Origin of the sequence: Streptomyces sp. NRRL B-24484, assembly GCF_000717715.1 — a bacterium.
Lineage (GTDB): Bacteria > Actinomycetota > Actinomycetes > Streptomycetales > Streptomycetaceae > Kitasatospora.
In genome coordinates this window covers 23,149-41,062 of sequence record NZ_JOAI01000030.1, presented here as the reverse complement: position 1 = coordinate 41,062, position 17,914 = coordinate 23,149, and the positions used below count along the sequence as shown (strand labels likewise).

The 17,914-nt window shown below is 73.9% G+C and carries 15 protein-coding genes; 6 read left to right on the top strand and 9 right to left on the bottom strand.

All coding sequences use genetic code 11. From position 1 onward, the window contains the following. Positions 1–23: 23 nt before the first annotated feature. Positions 24–1,514, bottom strand: coding sequence for a tRNA (N6-isopentenyl adenosine(37)-C2)-methylthiotransferase MiaB (miaB, locus tag IE98_RS0125045; RefSeq protein ID WP_030272572.1), 1,491 nt, complete (start codon positions 1,512–1,514; stop codon positions 24–26). Between the two features lie 72 nt (positions 1,515–1,586). On the opposite strand from miaB, the gene IE98_RS0125040 reads away from it, so the two are divergent. Then, positions 1,587–2,615: a TAXI family TRAP transporter solute-binding subunit gene (locus IE98_RS0125040; RefSeq protein ID WP_052390933.1), complete on the top strand. Its 1,029-nt coding sequence runs from the start codon at positions 1,587–1,589 to the stop codon at positions 2,613–2,615. Positions 2,616–2,669: 54 nt separating this feature from the next. Here IE98_RS0125040 and IE98_RS0125035 read toward each other — a convergent pair whose 3' ends face one another. After that, on the bottom strand, positions 2,670–4,100 hold the full coding sequence (locus tag IE98_RS0125035; RefSeq protein ID WP_030272568.1) for a sensor histidine kinase: 1,431 nt from the start codon (positions 4,098–4,100) through the stop codon (positions 2,670–2,672). A 7-nt stretch (positions 4,101–4,107) separates the two neighbouring features. Continuing rightward, positions 4,108–4,914 carry a response regulator transcription factor gene (locus IE98_RS0125030; RefSeq protein ID WP_078661280.1) on the bottom strand — a complete coding sequence of 269 codons (807 nt, stop codon included), beginning with the start codon at positions 4,912–4,914 and terminating at the stop codon, positions 4,108–4,110. A 467-nt stretch (positions 4,915–5,381) separates the two neighbouring features. Here IE98_RS0125030 and IE98_RS0125025 point away from each other — a divergent pair, with 467 nt between their 5' ends. The 5 genes from IE98_RS0125025 (at position 5,382) to IE98_RS0125005 (ending at position 10,626) form a co-directional block, all read left to right on the top strand. Further along, the gene (locus IE98_RS0125025; RefSeq protein WP_030272564.1) at positions 5,382–6,155 is read left to right on the top strand and encodes an amino acid ABC transporter ATP-binding protein; all 774 of its coding nucleotides are present in this window, start codon (positions 5,382–5,384) and stop codon (positions 6,153–6,155) included. 128 nt (positions 6,156–6,283) lie between these two features. Next, the gene (locus tag IE98_RS0125020; protein WP_030272562.1) at positions 6,284–7,189 is read left to right on the top strand and encodes a glutamate ABC transporter substrate-binding protein; all 906 of its coding nucleotides are present in this window, start codon (positions 6,284–6,286) and stop codon (positions 7,187–7,189) included. Positions 7,190–7,235: 46 nt separating this feature from the next. Continuing rightward, entirely contained in the window at positions 7,236–7,886 is a 651-nt protein-coding gene (locus IE98_RS0125015) for an amino acid ABC transporter permease (protein ID WP_030272560.1), read from the top strand. Beyond that, entirely contained in the window at positions 7,883–8,716 is an 834-nt protein-coding gene (locus tag IE98_RS0125010) for an amino acid ABC transporter permease (RefSeq protein WP_030272559.1), read from the top strand. The genes IE98_RS0125015 and IE98_RS0125010 overlap by 4 nt, the downstream gene beginning before the upstream one ends. A gap of 95 nt (positions 8,717–8,811) precedes the next feature. Beyond that, positions 8,812–10,626, top strand: a complete 1,815-nt coding sequence (locus IE98_RS0125005) for an FAD-dependent monooxygenase (RefSeq protein ID WP_030272558.1) — start codon at positions 8,812–8,814, stop codon at positions 10,624–10,626. A 90-nt stretch (positions 10,627–10,716) separates the two neighbouring features. On the opposite strand, the gene rny is transcribed toward IE98_RS0125005, so the two are convergent. The 6 genes from rny to IE98_RS0124975 all read right to left on the bottom strand — a co-directional run bounded on the left by rny (position 10,717) and on the right by IE98_RS0124975 (position 17,754). Continuing rightward, the gene (gene rny / locus IE98_RS0125000) at positions 10,717–12,171 is read right to left on the bottom strand and encodes a ribonuclease Y (protein ID WP_030272557.1); all 1,455 of its coding nucleotides are present in this window, start codon (positions 12,169–12,171) and stop codon (positions 10,717–10,719) included. 215 nt (positions 12,172–12,386) lie between these two features. Next, positions 12,387–13,352 carry a regulatory protein RecX gene (locus IE98_RS46715; RefSeq protein ID WP_078661279.1) on the bottom strand — a complete coding sequence of 322 codons (966 nt, stop codon included), beginning with the start codon at positions 13,350–13,352 and terminating at the stop codon, positions 12,387–12,389. 7 nt (positions 13,353–13,359) lie between these two features. Continuing rightward, on the bottom strand, positions 13,360–14,469 hold the full coding sequence (recA, locus tag IE98_RS0124990) for a recombinase RecA (RefSeq protein ID WP_030272555.1): 1,110 nt from the start codon (positions 14,467–14,469) through the stop codon (positions 13,360–13,362). 148 nt (positions 14,470–14,617) lie between these two features. Further along, positions 14,618–15,895 carry an AI-2E family transporter gene (locus IE98_RS0124985; RefSeq protein ID WP_420706217.1) on the bottom strand — a complete coding sequence of 426 codons (1,278 nt, stop codon included), beginning with the start codon at positions 15,893–15,895 and terminating at the stop codon, positions 14,618–14,620. Positions 15,896–15,961: 66 nt separating this feature from the next. Next, the gene (locus tag IE98_RS0124980) at positions 15,962–16,156 is read right to left on the bottom strand and encodes a DUF3046 domain-containing protein (protein WP_030272552.1); all 195 of its coding nucleotides are present in this window, start codon (positions 16,154–16,156) and stop codon (positions 15,962–15,964) included. Between the two features lie 92 nt (positions 16,157–16,248). Further along, positions 16,249–17,754 (bottom strand): S8 family peptidase, encoded by a 1,506-nt coding sequence (locus IE98_RS0124975; RefSeq protein WP_030272550.1) that lies wholly within the window; start codon positions 17,752–17,754, stop codon positions 16,249–16,251. Between the last annotated feature and the right edge of the window lie 160 nt (positions 17,755–17,914).

The window sequence follows — 17,914 nt, the reverse complement described above, 5'->3', positions numbered from 1 at the left end:
CCGCGCGGGTCCCGACGGGAACGTCAGTCGCAGCCGCACCCCGGCCCCGCCGGGGCCGCGACCGGCACCGGGGCTCCGATGGTGGGGAGGCCGAGCATCACGCCGGCCGGCTTGGCCGCCGGGGCCGCCTGCCGCCGCTCCCAGGCGTCGCCCGCCCGGGTCCGCCGGACGGCGATCGGGGCGCCCTCCGCGAGGAGGTGGTGCGGGGCGGCGTAGGTGATCTCGACGGTCACCATGTCGCCGGGCCGCACGGGCTCGGACGGCCGGGTGAAGTGCACCAGCCGGTTGTCGGGGGCGCGGCCGGAGAGCCGGGCCGTCCGGTCGTCCTTCTTGCCCTCGCCCTCGGCGACGAGGATCTCCAGCCGGCGGCCGACCTGCTTCTTGTTCTCCTCCCAGGAGATCTCCTCCTGGAGGGCGATCAGCCGGTCGTAGCGCTCCTGGACGACCGCCTTCGGGATCTGGCCGTCCATCTCGGCGGCGGGGGTGCCGGGCCGCTTGGAGTACTGGAAGGTGAAGGCGTTGGTGAAGCGGGCCTCGCGGACGACGTGCAGGGTCTGCTCGAAGTCCTCGTCGGTCTCGCCGGGGAAGCCGACGATGATGTCGGTGGAGATCGCGGCGTCCGGCATGGCCTCGCGGACCTTGCGGATGATCTCCAGGTAGCGCGCCTGACGGTAGGAGCGCCGCATCGCCTTGAGCACGGTGTCCGAGCCGGACTGCAGCGGCATGTGCAGCTGGTGCATCACGTTCGGCGTCCCGGCCATCGCGGCGATCACGTCGTCGGTGAAGTCGCGCGGGTGCGGCGAGGTGAAGCGGACCCGCTCCAGGCCCTCGACGCCGCCGCAGGCGCGCAGCAGCTTGGAGAAGGCCTCGCGGTCGCCCAGGTCGGAGCCGTAGGAGTTGACGTTCTGGCCGAGCAGGGTGACCTCGACGACGCCCTCGGCGACCAGCGCCTCGACCTCGGCGAGGATGTCGCCGGGGCGGCGGTCCTCCTCCTTGCCGCGCAGCGCCGGCACGATGCAGAAGGTGCAGGTGTTGTTGCAGCCGACCGAGATGGCGACCCAGGCCGCGTACGCGGACTCGCGGCGGGTGGGCAGGGTGGAGGGGAAGGTCTCCAGCGATTCGAGGATCTCGACCTGGGCCTGCTCCTCGACCCGGGCCCGCTCCAGCAGGGCGGGGAGGTGGCCGATGTTGTGGGTGCCGAAGACGACGTCGACCCAGGGCGCCTTGCGGACGATGGTGTCGCGGTCCTTCTGGGCGAGGCAGCCGCCGACGGCGATCTGCATGCCCCGGTGCTGCTGCTTGACGGGGGCCAGCCGGCCGAGGTTGCCGTACAGCTTGTTGTCGGCGTTCTCGCGGACCGCACAGGTGTTGAAGACCACCAGGTCCGGGTCGGCGTCCTGGGCGGCCTTCGCGTAGCCCGCCTCCTCCAGCAGGCCGGACAGCCGCTCGGAGTCGTGGACGTTCATCTGGCAGCCGTACGTGACGACCTTGTAAGTTCGCAAGCTCTCCTCCATACCCACGACAGCAAGGGTACGGGCAGTGGGACGGGCCTCCCGCCGGGCCGCCCGGCCTGGCAGTATCCCTGCATGGCCCAGTCCTCGATACCCGCCCGGTTCGGTGCCGCCGTGCGCCGCGCCGCCCGCCGCCGGCCGGTGCCGATCGGCCTGGCACTGCTGCTGGTGGCGGGCGCCCTGACCGGGTGGTGGCTCTCCTCGAACGCGTCGCCCGGCTACCCGAAGGGCGAGATCGGCTTCTCGACCGGCGTGCAGCGAGGCGTGTACGACCGCTACGGACAGCTGCTGCAGGGCTACGTCTCGACGGCGATGCCCGGCATGCGGATGCGCCTGGACAACTCCCAGGGCTCGGTGGACAACCTGGAGCGGCTGGCCGCCGGCCGGGACGACTTCGCGATCGCGACCGCCGACGCCGTGGCCGGCTTCAACAGCCCGTCCAAGTGGCACCTGCGGGCGATCGCCCGGCTCTACGACGACTACCTCCAGCTGGTCGTGCCCGCCGACTCCAAGGTGCGGCGGACCTCCGACCTGCGCGGCCTGCGGGTCGGGGTGGGCCAGGAGAAGTCCGGCGTGAACCTCGTCACCCGCAAGCTGCTCGCCGCGGCCGGCCTCGACATCGACAAGGACATCAAGCCGGCGCTGCTGGGCGTCGGCGACGCGGCGGACCAGCTGCGGGACGGCCGGATCGACGCGTTCTTCTGGTCCGGCGGCCTGCCGACCACCGCGCTCACCGACCTGTCTGAGCGCTACCGGATCCGGATCGTGCCGCTGGCCGACCTCGCCGAGGCGCTGCACCAGCAGGAGGGCGGCGGCGGCACCGACGCCTACCGGGCGGCGACCATCCCCAAGGACGCCTACCCGAAGGCGGAGCCGGCCGGCACCGCGGTGCCCACCGTCGCGGTGCCGAACCTGCTGGTCACCCGGGACGACGTGGACCCGGACCTGGTGCAGGGGGTGACCCGGGCGGTGATCGACAGCCGGGACACCATCGGCTCGCAGGTGCACGCGGCGCAGCTGGTGGACCTGCGCACCGCCGTGTACACCGACCCGCTGCCGCTGCACGAGGGCGCCCGGCGGTACTACATCTCGATCAAGCCCTGAGGGGTGGCCGCCCGGGGCTCGGTCGCGGCGGCGCGCTCGGTCGCGGCGGCGCGATCAGTCCCGGCGGCGCGGCACGGACAGCACGACGGTGAGCCCGCCGGGCTCGGCCGGGGCGAAGTCCAGCGAGCCGCCGCCCGCGAGCAGCAGGGTGCGGGCGATGGACAGGCCGAGCCCGGAGCCGTCCACGTTCTGGTGGCGGGGGCTGCGCCAGAAGCGGTCGCCGATCCGGCCGAGCTCCTCCTCGGTGAGGCCCGGGCCGGAGTCGGTCACCGCCACGCTGACCTCGCGCTTGCGCAGCACCGTGTCGACGGCCACCCGGCGGCCGGACGGGGTGAACTTCAGGGCGTTGTCGAGCACCGCGTCCAGCGCGCTGCCGAAGCCGATCGGGTCGGCCAGGCCGTACGCCACCGGGGGGCCGTCCCAGGCGAGGTCGATGCCCCGCTGGTCGGCGACCGGGCGCCAGGCGTCGACCCGGGCGAGCACCAGCGCGGTGAGGTCCACCGGCTCCGGCTCGGGGCGGGCGTGCTCGGCGGTGGCCAGGCCCAGCAGGTCGTCCAGCACCCGGGCCAGCCGGATGCCCTCCTCGCGGACGGCGCCGACCTCCTCCTGGTGCCCCTCCGGGAGTTCCAGGCCGAGCAGCTCGACCCGCAGCAGCAGGGCCGCCAGCGGGTTGCGCAGCTGGTGCGAGGCGTCGGCGACGAAGGCCCGCTGCTGGTCGATGGCGAGCACCACGTGGTCGGCCATGTCGTTGAAGGAGCGGGCGAGGCGGCGCAGCTCCGGCGGGCCGCCACTGGCGGCGACCCGCGCGTTGAGGCGGCCGGTGGCGATGTCGTGGGTGGCCCGGTCGAGGGTGCGGACGGGCCGCAGCACCCAGCCGGTCAGCCGGACGGCGAGCAGCACGGCGACGATCATGGCGAGCGCCTCGCCGGCGCCGATCCACAGCCAGCTGTGCAGCACGCGGGCGCGCATCGGGCCGGTCGGCGACTCGGTGATCACCACGGCGACCACGTCGCCGTCGCGGACCACCGGCAGGGCGACGGTGATGGTGCGGTCCGGGGTCCACGGCCAGACCTGCGGCGGGTTGTGGCTTCGCCGTCCGTCCAGGGCCTCCTGGAAGGCCTGCGCGCCGGGGCCCTCCTCGGGCACCGTCCAGCCGACCGGGGCCACGGCGACGGAGCTGCCGTCCCGCTGGAAGATGCCCACCCGGGCGCCGTACAGGTCGAAGTAGCGGGAGGCCTCCAGCGCGAGCATGCGCAGCCGCGTGGTGTCCCCGGCGTCGGGTTCGGTGGAGCCCTTCACGGCCGCGTCGGAGCCCGCCCGGCCCTGGGTCGGCAGGTCCTGGGCGAAGCGGGCGGCGTCGTCGATCCGGTCGACCACCACCCGGCTCTGCTCGGCCGCGGCGACGGCGGCGGCGAGCGGCAGCCCTAGGGCGGCCAGCACGCAGGCCATCAGGGAGAGCAGGATGCCGAGCAGGCGGTTGCGCACGTCGGGCTCAGCGCTCCACGGTGCCGGAGCCGGCGGTGTCGGAGCCTGCGGCGCCGGAGCCGGCGTCGGGTGCTGCGGGCGGTGCCGTCCGGTCGGCGCCGTCGGTGGGCTGGTCGGCGGGCTGGTCGGCGATCAGCCGGTAGCCGACGCCGCGGACGGCCTCGACGAGGCCGGGCAGGCCGAGCTTGGTCCGCAGCGAGCCGATGTGCACCTCCAGGGTGCGGCCGTTGCCCTCCCAGCCGCTGCGCCAGACCTCGCTGAAGATCTGCTCGCGGCGGTAGACCACGCCGGGGCTCTGCGCGAGCAGCGCCAGCAGGTCGAACTCCTTGCGGGTGAGCGGGACGTCGCGGCCCTGCACGCTGACCCGGCGGCGCTCGCGGTCGATCACGATGCCGCGGGAGGCGAGCGGTCCGTCGGCCTGCTCGGCCGGGCCGGCCGGAGCGGCGGGCAGGCCGCGGCGGGAGACGGCGTGGATCCGGGCGAGCAGTTCGCCCATGTCGTAGGGCTTGGTGATGTAGTCGTCGGCGCCGAGGTTGAGGCCGTGGATCCGGGAGCGGATGTCGGCCCGCGCGGTCACCATGATCACCGGGACGCCGCTGCCGGCCCTGATCCGGCTGCACACCTCGAAGCCGTCCCGGTCCGGCAGCCCGAGGTCGAGCAGCACCACCCGGAACGGCTCGTTGCCGTCGGGCACCAGCGCGTCCAGCGCCTCGTGCCCGCTGCGCGCGTGCTTGACCTGGAAGCCGTGCCGGCCCAGGACAGCGGTGAGCGCGGCGGCGACCCGGTCGTCGTCCTCGACGAGCAGCAGTCGCATCCGGTACCTCCCTTTTCTCCCGTTGCCGCGGTGGCCCGTCCGGCCAGTGTGCCGGGCCGGCGGCCCGACCGGTACGGCCACGCGGTTCGGAGTATTGTGCCGTCCGCCCCGGGCGCGGCGACACCGCCGTCTGCAGGGCGGTCCCGGCGCCCCGGCCCATCGCACCGCACACGGCCGTTCCCCGGGGGCTGCGGCCGCGGGCCGTTACCGAGCCGATACCCGGCACCCTCCGGCCGGCGCCGAACGCGCAGGGTGATCCCCCGGCGGCCGTGCGTGGCCTGATCGTGATCCTCAAGTTCCGCTCAGATCGACTGACATGGCATCGTCGGGCCTCCTATGGTCGGCCCACCGGGGGCTGCGGGCTCCGCCGGCTCCGGCCCCCGGCACTAGTTCGGCACCACTTCGCACCACCAGCACTGCCACCCGCGGGAACTGACCCCGGGCCAGAGACGAGGAGCCACCGCGCGATGACCGAGACCGCCGTCACCGATGCCGCGGCCGCAACCGCTCCGCTGGTGGTGCTGTCCGGCGTCAACAAGCACTTCGGCGCCCTCCACGTGCTGCAGGACGTCGACCTGAGTATCCGTCAGGGCGAGGTGGTCGTGCTGATCGGCCCGTCCGGCTCCGGCAAGTCCACCCTCTGCCGGACGATCAACCGGCTGGAGACCATCGACTCGGGCACCATCACCATCGACGGCCGGCCGCTGCCCGCGGAGGGCAAGGAGCTGGCCCGGCTGCGCGCCGAGGTCGGCATGGTGTTCCAGAGCTTCAACCTGTTCGCGCACAAGACGGTGCTGGAGAACGTCGTCCTGGGCCAGGTGAAGGTGCGCCGCGTCGCGCGCGACCAGGCCGAGGCCACCGCCCGCGAGCTGCTGGAGCGGGTCGGCGTGGGCGCCCAGGCGGACAAGTACCCGGCGCAGCTCTCCGGCGGCCAGCAGCAGCGCGTGGCGATCGCCCGGGCGCTGGCCATGCGGCCGAAGGTGATGCTCTTCGACGAGCCGACCTCCGCGCTCGACCCGGAGATGGTCACCGAGGTGCTGGAGGTCATGCGCCAGCTCGCCGCCGAGGGCATGACGATGGTCGTGGTCACGCACGAGATGGGCTTCGCCCGCTCCGCCGCGAACCGGGTGCTGTTCATGGCGGACGGCCGGATCGTCGAGGAGAACACCCCCGACGCGTTCTTCACCGCCCCGCGGACGGACCGCGCCAAGGACTTCCTGTCCAAGATCCTGAGTCACTGAACGCCGCGGCGCCCCACTGCGCGCCGACCCAGAGCGGCCGGGCCCGACGGGGTGCCCGGCCGCAGTCACGGAAGGTCCAGCCCAGCCCCCGGTCGTCCGGTGGCCATTACCGAGGAGAGCCAACCCTCATGAGGACTCGTCGCACCATCGCCGCCGCCCTGTCGGTGCTCGCGCTGACCGCCGTCGCCGCCTGCGGCAAGGACGGCTCGCCGGCCGGCTCCGACGCCGCCGCGCCCACGCTGCCCACCTACGCCGTGAACAAGTCCGCCAACCTGGACGCCTCCCCGGTCTGGAAGAAGGCCAAGGCCAAGGGCAAGCTCACCATCGGCGCCAAGGCGGACCAGCCGTACCTCGGCTTCGAGGACGTCACCGCCAACACCCGCACCGGCTTCGACATCGAGATCGCCAAGATGATCGCGGCCGACCTGGGCTTCGCGCCCGACCAGATCGACTTCAAGACCGTCGTCTCCGCCAACCGCGAGACCGAGATCAGCGGCGGCGGCATCGACTACTACGTCGGCACCTACAGCATCAACGACAAGCGCAAGGCCTCGGTCTCCTTCGCCGGCCCGTACTACATCGCCGGCCAGGACCTGCTGGTGAAGAAGGACAACACCGCCATCACCGGCCCGGAGTCGGTCGCGGGCAAGAACGTCTGCTCGGTGACCGGTTCCACCTCGGTGACCCAGATCCAGAAGTACGTCGGCGAGGGCAAGAAGGTCGTCCAGTACGACAACTACGCCCAGTGCGTCGACAAGCTGCTGACCGGCGAGATCGACGCGGTCACCACCGACGACGCGATCCTCAAGGGCTTCGGCGCCAAGAACGCCGGCAAGCTCAAGGTCGTCGGCAAGACCTTCTCCGCCGAGAAGTACGGCGTGGGCCTGAACCACGACGACAAGGTGCTGCGGGACGCCATCAACAACGCGCTGAAGGCCCACGAGGACAACGGCGACTGGAAGAAGGCGTACGACGCGACGCTCGGCCTGTCCGGTGCCGCCGCCCCGGCCGTGCCGCCGCTCGAGCGCTACTGATCCGGTCCGGGACCGGTCGAACGACCTAGAGAGGAGGGCCGCCGGCGTGGGCATACTGTTCGAGGGCGACAACTTCGCGCTCTTCCGCGACGGTTTCCTGCAGACGATCGAGCTCAGCGCAGTGAGTGCGCTGTTCGCGCTGCTGCTCGGCACCGTGCTGGCGGCCTTCCGGGTCTCCCCGGTCCCGGCGCTGCGGGTGTTCGGCACCGTGTGGGTGAACACCTTCCGGAACACCCCGCTGACCCTGCTGTTCTTCGCGGTGATCTTCGGACTCCCGCGGCTGGACGTGCACTTCGACAACTTCACCTTCGCGGTGATCGCGCTCAGCGCCTACACCGGCTCGTTCGTCTGCGAGGTGCTGCGCGCGGGCATCAACACGGTGCCGTTCGGGCAGGCCGAGGCGGCCCGCAGCCTGGGCATGAGCTTCGGCCAGACGCTCCTCCACGTCGTGCTGCCGCAGGCGGCCCGCACCGTGCTGCCGCCGATGAGCAGCATCTTCATCGCCCTGCCGAGGAACTCGGCGATCGCCGGCGCGTTCAGCGTCGCCGAGCTCTACAGCGTGCAGGCGACACTGAGCGACAAGGGGTACGCCATCCTCGCGATCTTCTTCTGGGTGGCGCTGGCCTACCTGCTGGTCAGCTTCACCGTCGGCGGGGTGTTCCGGTTCCTGGAGAGCCGCCTGGCGGTGGTCCGATGAGCACCCGCACCGCCACCGCGACGGTCCTCTTCGACACCCCCGGCCCAAAGGCCAGGCTCCGCTACCGGCTGTTCGGTGCCCTGTCGCTGCTCGCCATCGCCGGCCTCGGCTGGTACGCGTACGCCAAGCTGGACGCGGCCGGCCAGTTCGACCCCGAGCTGTGGGACCCGTTCCAGTACACGGCCGTGCAGCAGCGCATCCTCGACGGCGTGGTGGCCACCCTCAAGGTCTTCGCGCTGGCCGGTGTGCTGTCGATCGTGCTCGGCGCGCTGCTGGCCGCCGGCCGGCTCTCCGACCACCGCCCGGTGCGCGCGGTGTCCTCGGCCGTGGTGCAGTTCTTCCGCGCCATGCCGCTGCTCATCATGATCTTCGCGCTGTACCACGCGGTGTTCCCCTCGGAGCCGATGCCGGCCCTCGTCCTCGGGCTCACCCTCTACAACGGCGCCGTCCAGGCCGAGATCATGCGCACCGGCATCCTCGCGCTGCCCCGCGGCCAGGGCGAGGCCGCCTACGCCCTGGGCATGGGCAAGACCCAGGTCATGACACTGATCCTGGTGCCGCAGGCGGTCCGGTCGATGCTCCCGGCGATCATCGGCCAGCTGGTGGTCACCCTCAAGGACACCTCGCTCGGCTTCGTCATCACCTACCCCGAGCTGCTCTACGCGGGCAAGCTGATCGCCAGCAACTCCACGGGCTACCCGTACATCCCCGTGGTGATCGTCGTCGGCACGCTCTACATCGGTCTGTGCCTGGCCCTCACCGGCCTCGCCAAGTGGCTCGAGGCGCGCGGCCGCCGCGGCGCGAACCGGCGCACACCTGCTGCTGCTTGACGTCAACCCAGGTGATCTGTTGCATTGCTCTTCGTGACACCACCAGGGACCACCCCCGCGGCATATGCTGATCCCGCACGCCCGGAGGTCCCCGCGTGGACCCGGTGATCGTCGTCGGGGCCGGGCCGGTCGGGCTGTCGCTCGCCCTGGCCCTGGCCCGGCACGAGGTGCCGAGCATCCTCCTCGACGAGGGCGCGGGCCTGTGCCCGGAGAGCCCCCGCACGGTCGTCCTCGGCCCCGACACCGCCGCCCTGCTCGAACGTCTCGGCTACACCCGGGCGGCCTCCGACGCGGCCCGCTGGGACGCCTTCACGGTCTGGCGCCGCCGCGCCGAGGTCCTGCGCATCCCGCTCGACGGGGAGCCTGTGCTGCACCTCGCGCAGCACCGGATGCAGCGCGGCCTGCGGGACGCCGTCACCGCCACCCCGCTCATCCAGCTGGTCCCGCTCACCCGCGTGGTCGAACTCGAACAGGACCGGAACGGCGTCAGCGTCCGCACCGCCGGCACCCGTGACGGCGCCTCCACCTGGTGGCGCGGCAGCCACCTGGTCGGCTGCGACGGCGCCCGCTCCACCGTCCGCAAGCTGCTGAAGATCCGCTTCCCCGGCCGGCCCGCCGTCGACCGGCACGCGGTCGCGACCGTCCGGGTCGACCTGCCCTTCGCCGGCGAGGCCCGGCTGCACCGCGAGCCCCCGTGGCGCGGCGACCGCGAGGCCTCCGCCCGCCCGCTCCCGGACGGCCTCTGGCGCCTCGACTGGCGGCTGCCCCCGGGCCGCCCCGCCCCCACCGAACCGGTCGACCCGCACGCCACCTGGCCCGGCATCGTCACCGGCGACACCCTGCTCACCCGGGTCCGCTCCGCCCTCACCGGCTGGTGCGGCGAACTCCCCGCGTACGAGCTGCTGGCCGCCGCCGACCACACCGCCCAGCAGCGGCTCGCCGCCCGCTTCCGCTCCGGCCGCTGCTTCCTCGCCGGCGACGCCGCCCACCTGCACGGCGCCCTCGGCATGCAGAACCTCGTCGACGGGCTCCGCGACGCCGACAACCTGGCCTGGCGGCTCGCCCTGGCCTGGCACCTCCACTCCGGCGGCCCGCGGCCCGGCGGGGCCCTGCTGGACGGCTACGAGGCCGAGCGGCGCAGCGCCGTCGGCGCCCGGCTGCGCGCCGTCGACCAGGCGATGCCGCTGCTGCGGCCGCTGCGCGGCTGGCAGCAGACCCGGCGCTCGCTGTTCACCGGCTCGTTCCGCAAGCACGCGCCGCTGCTGGCGGACGGCCAGCTCGGCACCGGACGCTTCGGCGGCGCCCCCGCCTACCCCGCCGCCCCGTCCGGCGTCCCCGGACGGGTGCCCGAGCAGCGCGCGACCCGGGCCACCTCGCTCACCGAGAACCTGCCCCCGACCGCGCCGGGCGTCCAGGTGCCCGACCTGCCGGTGGTCACCACCGAGGGCACGCCGGACCGGCTGCACGCCCGGCTCGGGCTGGGCTTCCTGCTGGTGCTGGTCGCCCCCGGCACCGCCGTCTGGTCGTCCCGGCACTGGCTGGGCGCCGGGATGATGCCCCGGCTCACCGAGGTCGCCGCCGCGCTCCCCCTCCCGGCCGAGGTGCTGGTGACCGAGGAGTACCCGGGGGCCGAGCCGCACACCGTGCTGCTGGTGCGCCCGGACGGGCACCTGGTCGGCACCACCCAGGGCTGCCGTGCCGAGGAGCTGCACAGCCTTGCCGAGGGCGCACGCGGCGGTCCGGCCGCGCTCGCCTCGGGCGAGGCCGCCGGGGCGGGCGGGGGCACCGGCGCCGCCGGGGGGACCGGAGCTGCGACGGGAACCGCCGAGGGCGGCGGACGGGAAGCGGCGGCCGACCGGGAGGACGCGGCCCGGACGGACGCGGCGAAGGGCGGTGCCGGCCGGCGCTGACGAGCCGTCGGGGCCGGGGCCCGCCGGCCCGTGGCGAGGCGTGGAGAGCCTCGGCGGGTCGCGGCGGGTCACAGCGGGTCGCGGCGGGTCTCAGCGGGCGAACTCGGTGGCCCGGCTCTCGCGGACGACGGTGATCCGTATCTGGCCGGGGTAGGTGAGCTCCTCGCGGACCTGCCGGGCGACCTCCCGGGCGATGGTCTTGGCCCGCAGGTCGTCCACCTTCTCGGGCTGGACCATCACCCGCACCTCGCGCCCGGCCTGCATCGCGAAGACCTTGGAGACGCCGTCGTGCGAGCGGGCGATCTCCTCCAGCCGCTCCAGCCGCCGGACGTAGGCCTCCAGCGACTCGCGGCGGGCGCCGGGACGGCCGCCGGAGCAGGCGTCCGCGGCCTGGGTGAGCACCGCCTCCACCGTCTTCGGCTCGACCTCGCCGTGGTGGGCCTCGATCGCGTGCACCACCTCGGCGGACTCGCCGTGCCGGCGCGCGAACTCGGCGCCGATCGCGGCGTGGCTGCCGGGCAGTTCGTGGCTGAGCGCCTTGCCGATGTCGTGCAGCAGCGCGGAACGCTTCACCAGGTCCTGGTCCACGCCGAGTTCGGCCGCCATCATGCCGGCGATGTGCGCCGACTCCACCAGGTGCCCGAGCACGTTCTGCCCGTACGAGGTGCGGTAACGCAGGGTGCCGAGGGTCCGGAGGAGTTCCGGCTCCATGCCGTCGAGCTGGACGGCGAGCAGCGCGTCCTCGCCGGCCCGCACGCAGAGCCGCTCGACCTCGGCGCGGCTGCGCTCGTGGACCTCCTCGATCCGCAGCGGGTTGATCCGGCCGTCGGCGGTGAGCGCCTCCAGGGTCAGCCGGGCGGCCTCCCGGCGGACGGGGTCGAAGCAGGAGAGCTGGACGAGTTCGGGGGTGTCGTCGACGATCAGGTTGACCCCGGTGACGGCCTCGAAGGCCCGGATGTTGCGGCCCTCGCGGCCGATCACCCGGCCCTTCATGTCCTCGTTGGGCAGCTTGAAGGCGGCCACCACGGTGTCGGCGGTCTGCTCGGCGGCCAGCCGCTGGATCGAACCGGCGATGATCTCGCGGGCCCGCTGGTCGCCCTCGCTCTTCGCCCGGCGCTCGATCTCCCGGACGGTGACGGCCGCGTCCCGGCGGGCCTCGGACTCGACGGCGCGGGTGAGTTCCTCGCGGGCGCGGGCGGCGGTCAGCCCGGCGGCGGTCTCCAGCGCGCGGCGGCGGTCGGCCTCCAGCTCGGCGAGGTCGGCCCGGGTGGCGTCCAGCTCCCCGGCCCGGCGGTCGAGTTCGTCCTCCTGGGCGCGCAGCCGGCGCAGCTCCTCGGCCAACCGCTCCTCGCGGCGGTCGAGTTCGGCGCGCAGCTGGGTGGCCTGGGTCTCGGCCCAGGTGCGGGCCCGCTCGGCCTCGCCGACGGCGCGGCGCTGGGCGGCCTGCAGCCGGCGGATCATCAGCCAGGTGAGCGCCAGGACGAGGCAGAGGACGGCGGTCAGCAGCAGGGAGGCGACCGATCCGGTGCCCATCGCGATCCTCATCCCGGCCTCACTCCCCGTGCCTGCGCGCTGTGTCGGTGCGGCGGTGAGGGAACTGCCGGGGACCGGGGGGTGGTACGCGGAACCGACTCCGACCGATCCTGCGCACGGCAGGCCGTAGCGTGATCGAAGTGATCCCTCACTGCTTGCGAGGCTAAGCGCAGGTTACGAAACGGTCAAGATGCGATCGAGAGTTGATGCCGATGACTGATGATCCGTCACCAATCCTCGCCGAGGCCTTCACTCTCCTCCCCCAGGGCCTCCCGGACGACGCGGAAGGCGAGGCCCTCGGAGTAGCCGCGGCGGGCGAGCATGCCGACCAGCCGGCGGGTGCGGGCCTGCGGCTCCAGACTGCGGGTGGTGCGGAGCTTGCGGTCGACCAGGGCGCGGGCGGCCTCGGCCTCGTCGTCGGAGCCGACCCGGGCGAGCGCCTCCTCGACGAGGTCGCCGGCGACGCCGCGGGTGCGGAGCTCCTGGGCGAGGGCACGGCGGGCCAGACCGCGGCGGCCGTGCCGGGCGTCCACCCAGGCGGCGGCGAAGGCGGCGTCGTCGATCAGCCCGACCTCCTCGTACCGGGAGAGCACCTCCTCGGCGACGTCGTCGGGGATCTCCCGCTTGCGCAGGGCGTCGGCGAGCTGCTTGCGGGTGCGGGGGCTGCCGGTGAGCAGGCGCAGGCAGATGTCGCGGGCCCGGCCCGCGGGGTCGGCCTGCTCCTCGGTGCGCCGGGACGAGGTGTCCGACGACCGCTCGCCGCGCTCGGCGCGGTCGGACCGCCGGCGGCGTCCGCCCGGCCGCCCGGCCCGGCCGCCCGGCCCGGAGTCCTCGTCGTGCTCACTGTGCGCCCCGAGCTCGGCGCGCTCGCGCCGCTCACCTCGCTCGGATCGTGGCGCCCGCTCGCGGCGGGGTCGCGGGGCCGCCTCCTCGACAGGCGGCGCCTCGTCGTCGGGGGCGAGCGCGCTGCGTCGGCGCCGTCGGCCGGTGGGCAGCGCGGAGGCCGAGCGCAGACCCGGCACGTCGGCGAGGTCCGGCGCTGCGGAGTCGTCGCGGCCGTCGGGTGCTGGGGATTCGGTCGCTTCCGGCGCGTCCTCGGGGAGGGCGACGGCGGCGAACCAGTCGGGCGGGCCTACGTCATCGGGCTCGGCGGCGGGTGCGGCCGAGCCCGATGCGCGGTCGGGGATGTGCATCGGTGGATCAGGCCTTGGCGGCGGCCGCCGTCTTCTTGGCGGCGGTCTTGGTGGCCGGCGCCGCAGCCGGAGCCTCGGCGGCCGGTGCCGCCGCCGCTGCCGCGTCGGCCGGCTCCTCGGTCTTCGGGCCGATGCCGAGCTTGCCCTTGATCTTCCGCTCGATCTCGTCGGCGAGCTGCGGGTTGTCGCGCAGGAAGTTGCGGGCGTTCTCCTTGCCCTGGCCCAGCTGGTCGCCCTCGTAGGTGTACCAGGCGCCGGACTTGCGGATGAAGCCGTGCTCGACGCCCATGTCGATCAGGCCGCCCTCGCGGCTGATGCCGATGCCGTAGAGGATGTCGAACTCGGCCTGCTTGAACGGGGCCGCGACCTTGTTCTTGACGATCTTGACGCGGGTGCGGTTGCCGACCGCCTCGGTGCCGTCCTTGAGGGTCTCGATGCGGCGGATGTCCAGGCGGACGGAGGCGTAGAACTTCAGCGCCCGGCCACCGGTCGTGGTCTCCGGGGAGCCGAACATGACGCCGATCTTCTCGCGCAGCTGGTTGATGAAGATGGCGGTGGTGTTCGACTGGTTGAGCGCGCCGGCGATCTTGCGCAGGGCCTGGCTCATCAGTCGGGCCTGCAGACCGACGTGCGAGTCGCCCATCTCGCCCTCGATCTCGGCGCGCGGGACGAGTGCGGCGACCGAGTCGATGATCACCAGGTCGATCGCGCCGGAGCGGATCAGCATGTCGGTGATCTCCAGCGCCTGCTCACCGGTGTCCGGCTGGCTGACCAGCAGGGCGTCGGTGTCCACGCCGAGCTTCTTGGCGTACTCCGGGTCCAGGGCGTGCTCGGCGTCGACGAAGGCGACGGTGCCGCCGGCCCGCTGCGCGTTGGCGGCGAGGTGCAGCGTGAGCGTGGTCTTGCCGGAGGACTCCGGGCCGTAGATCTCGACCACGCGGCCGCGCGGGATGCCGCCGACGCCGAGCGCGACGTCCAGCGCGGTGGAGCCGGTCGGGATCACGTCGATGGGCTCGTTGGCCTTCTCGCCGAGGCGCATCACCGAGCCCTTGCCGAACTGCCGCTCGATCTGGGCGAGTGCGGTCTCAAGGGCCTTCTCGCGGTCCGTTCCTGCCATGGCTTCCACCCTCGGGTTCTGTGCTGTGCGCTTCATCGTCCTCGACGCTAGCGCGTCCCACCGACAATCGACCCGGATCGCGCCGCGCCTGTGGAAAACTCGCCGCTCCCGAGTATAGAGAACAATCGTTCGAATCTTGCGGAGACTCCTACCCCTCCCCGTCCCCCCTGCCCCGACCTGCGGAATCATCGCCGGATCCGGCCCGCATCATGCGCCGCAGACGGCGCGCGGCCTGCCGCCTGCGCTCCCGGCGTTCCTTGCGCTCCTCCCCGCGGTCGATCCTCGGGTCGGTCGCCACCTCGTAGCGGCGCACGTAGGTGCCGACGAACCCCTGCAGCGTGGCCGCGGCCGGGATCGCGATCAGCGCGCCGACCGCACCGAGCAGCGCCGCCCCGGCGATCACCGAGCCGAACGCCACCGCCGGGTGCACGTCGACCGTCCTGGCGGTGATCCGCGGGTGCAGCACGTAGTTCTCGATCTGCTGGTAGACGATGACGAAGCCGAGCACCCAGACCGCGTCCACCGGCTGCCCGGTCAGCGCGACCAGCACCGGCAGCGCGCCGGCGATGTAGGTGCCGATGGTGGGCACGAACTGCGACATCACGCCGACCCAGATGCCGAGCGCGGCCGCGTACGGCAGGCCGAGGACCTGGAAGACCAGCCAGTGCGCGAGCGTGGAGACGAGCGCGAGCAGCGCCCGGGAGTACAGGTAGCCGCCGGTCTTGGCGAGTGCGATCTCCCAGGCGCGCAGCACCTCGGCCTGCTTGGCGGGCGGCAGCAGCGAGCAGACCGTCCGCCGCACCCGCGGGCCGTCGGCGGTGAAGTAGAAGCTGAACAGGCCGACGGTGAAGACCTGGAACAGCCCGCCGATCACGGTGCTGGAGACGCCCCAGACGTTGCCGGCCGCCTGCTGGGCGTACTTCTCGACGGTGCCGGAGTCCTTGAGGACCCGCTTCTGCAGCTCGTCCAGCGAGAGGTCCTGGTGGAAGGTCCGGTTGATCCAGCCGATCAGGTTCTCCAGCAGGTGCGGCAGCTCGCCGGCGACCCGGGTGACCTGGTCGACGAGCAGCGTGCCGAGCGCGGCGAGGAAGCCGCCGATCGCGATGACCGCCGCGATGAACACCAGGAAGGTGCCGAGCCCGCGGCGCACCCCGCGGGCCGCCATCCGGTCCACCGCCGGCTCCATGGCCAGCGAGAGGAAGAAGGCCACCAGCAGCATGACGAAGAGGTCGATCAGCCGGTGGAACGCCCAGTCGGCGAGCTGGAAGAGGCCGACCAGCACCAGCGCGAGCACCATCGCCCTCGGCAGCCAGCGCGGCATGGCGCCGCCGCGCAGCTGGGGTCTGCGGCCGAACCGGTCCTCGCGGGCGGGCCGCTCCTCCGGGGCCCCGGTCGCCTGGCTGGTCTGTTCTGGGCTGCTGTCCACCCGCCCAGTCTCGCCCATCGGACGGGCGGCCCTTCGGGAATCGCGGCCGGGCCGCCGCGGCGCGGGTCAGCGCAGCCGGGCGGACACCCCCTGGTTGCCGCAGACCACCCGCCAGACGTCCTTGGCCTCCCAGCCGCCGTCCAGCGCCTGGAGCACCGTCCGGCCGCCGAGCTCGCTCATCACGTGGTCCTGGGCGAACGACTCCGCGTACGCCTCGCCGAAGTGCTCGTGCATCCGTCGCCAGAACTCGGTCAGCCTCATGGCACCCAGTATCCCCGAGCCGGGTCCGCACCCGTCGCGCTCCGGCGGGCATCCGCACCCGCCGCGGCCCGGCGGGCGGCCGGCCCCGGGTCTCAGGGCAGCGCGAGCAGGCCCGCGCCGTAGAACCTGCGGTCGCCGCAGGTGTCCGGCCCGGGCGGGCAGTTGGCGGCGGCCGCCGACTCCAGTGCGTCGGTGATCCGGTCGGGCCCCCAGCCGGGGTGCTCGGCGGCGACCACCGCGACGGCGCCGGTGACGTGGGCGGCGGCCATCGAGGTGCCGGCGAGCGCCGCGTACCGGTCGCCCGGCCAGTCGGAGACGATCGCGCCGTCCACCCCGCCGTCGGGGTCGCCGCCGGGGGCGGCGATGGTGACGCCGCCGTAGTTGGTGTAGCCGGCCGGCACCCCGGAGCGGTCGACGGCGCTGACGGTGACCACGCCCGGCAGCTCCCCGGGCAGCCGGATGCACTCGGTGCCGAGGTGGCGGTCCTGCGGCGGGCCGGAGGTGCGGTCGTTGGGGCTGCGCCGGTCGTCCCGGTCGGCGGTGAGGTCCTGTCCGTCGTTGCCGGCCGAGGCGACGACCACCGAGCCCCGCTTCTGGGCGTAGGCGACGGCCCGGGCGACGGCCTGGGTGAGCGCGGCCTGGTCCGGGTCCTCGGGGCAGTTGTACTTCCACGGGTCGGCGAAGTAGCTGTCGTTGATCGCGCGGGCGCCGTGGTCGGCGGCCCAGAGCATGCCGCAGACGATGTTCTCGGTGTAGTACTGGCCGAGCGGGCCGAGCAGCCGCACGGCGGCGATCCGGACGCCCGGGGCGACGCCGGTCACGCCGCGGCCGTCCCGGGCGGCGCCGACGATGCCGGCCACGTGGGTGCCGTGGCCGCTCTCGGAGACGCCCTCGTCGGGTCGCCAGGCGCCGTAGCGGGCGTCCGGGCGGCCGTCGGCGCAGGAGACCGAGGCACGCGGGTCGACCGCGTCGCGCAGGTCGGGGTGGGTGTCGTCGACACCCGAGTCGAGCACGGCGACGAGCACGCCGCGCAGCGCGGCCGCGGTGGGCGCCGCCGCGGGCTGGGCGCGGTCCGCGGCGGGGGTGCGCAGCAGGGCGGCGGAGTCGGACTGCGGGTCGCCGGCGCCGATCATGGCGAGGTTCCAGTCGTCCTGTTCGGCCGGGTCGGAGAGGCCGCCCTGGGCGTTGTCGGCGGCGGCCGCGGCCTCGTTGGCGGGGCGGAAGTCGGCGCCGCTGAGCGGGCCGGGCGGGCTCGGCACGGTGGCGGTGCGGGTGGCTCCGACGGCGGCTATGCCGGGCCGCTCGCGCAGCCGCTGGGCGAAGCCGCCGGAGGCGTAGGCGAGCACCGCGCCGATCTGCGGGTAGCCCTGGACGACCCGACCGCCGACCGCCCGGGCCTCGGCGGCGGCGAGCGAGGCGCCGTCGGCGTCCTGCCGCTCGGCGAGGACGAGGTAGCTGAGGTAGGCGCGGCCGGCGCCGGAGACGTACGGGACGGCGCCACCGACGACCAGGGCCACGAGCAGCATGGCGAGCAGCAGTTGGAGGAGGCGGCGGCGTCCGCGGCCGGGTCCGCCGGCCGCCGGGGCACCCGGTTCCATGGCGGCCTCCGCTCTCCTCGGGCCGGGCGCGGGCGGCGCGGCCGAGCTGGTGACGTCCTCCTCCCGGGGCGCGCCGGCCCCGGAAAGTGTGACTGAATCTTCACCATATGAGTTGAATGTCCGATTCTGCCTGCCAGGTTGCGGCAGACGGACGGCCTGT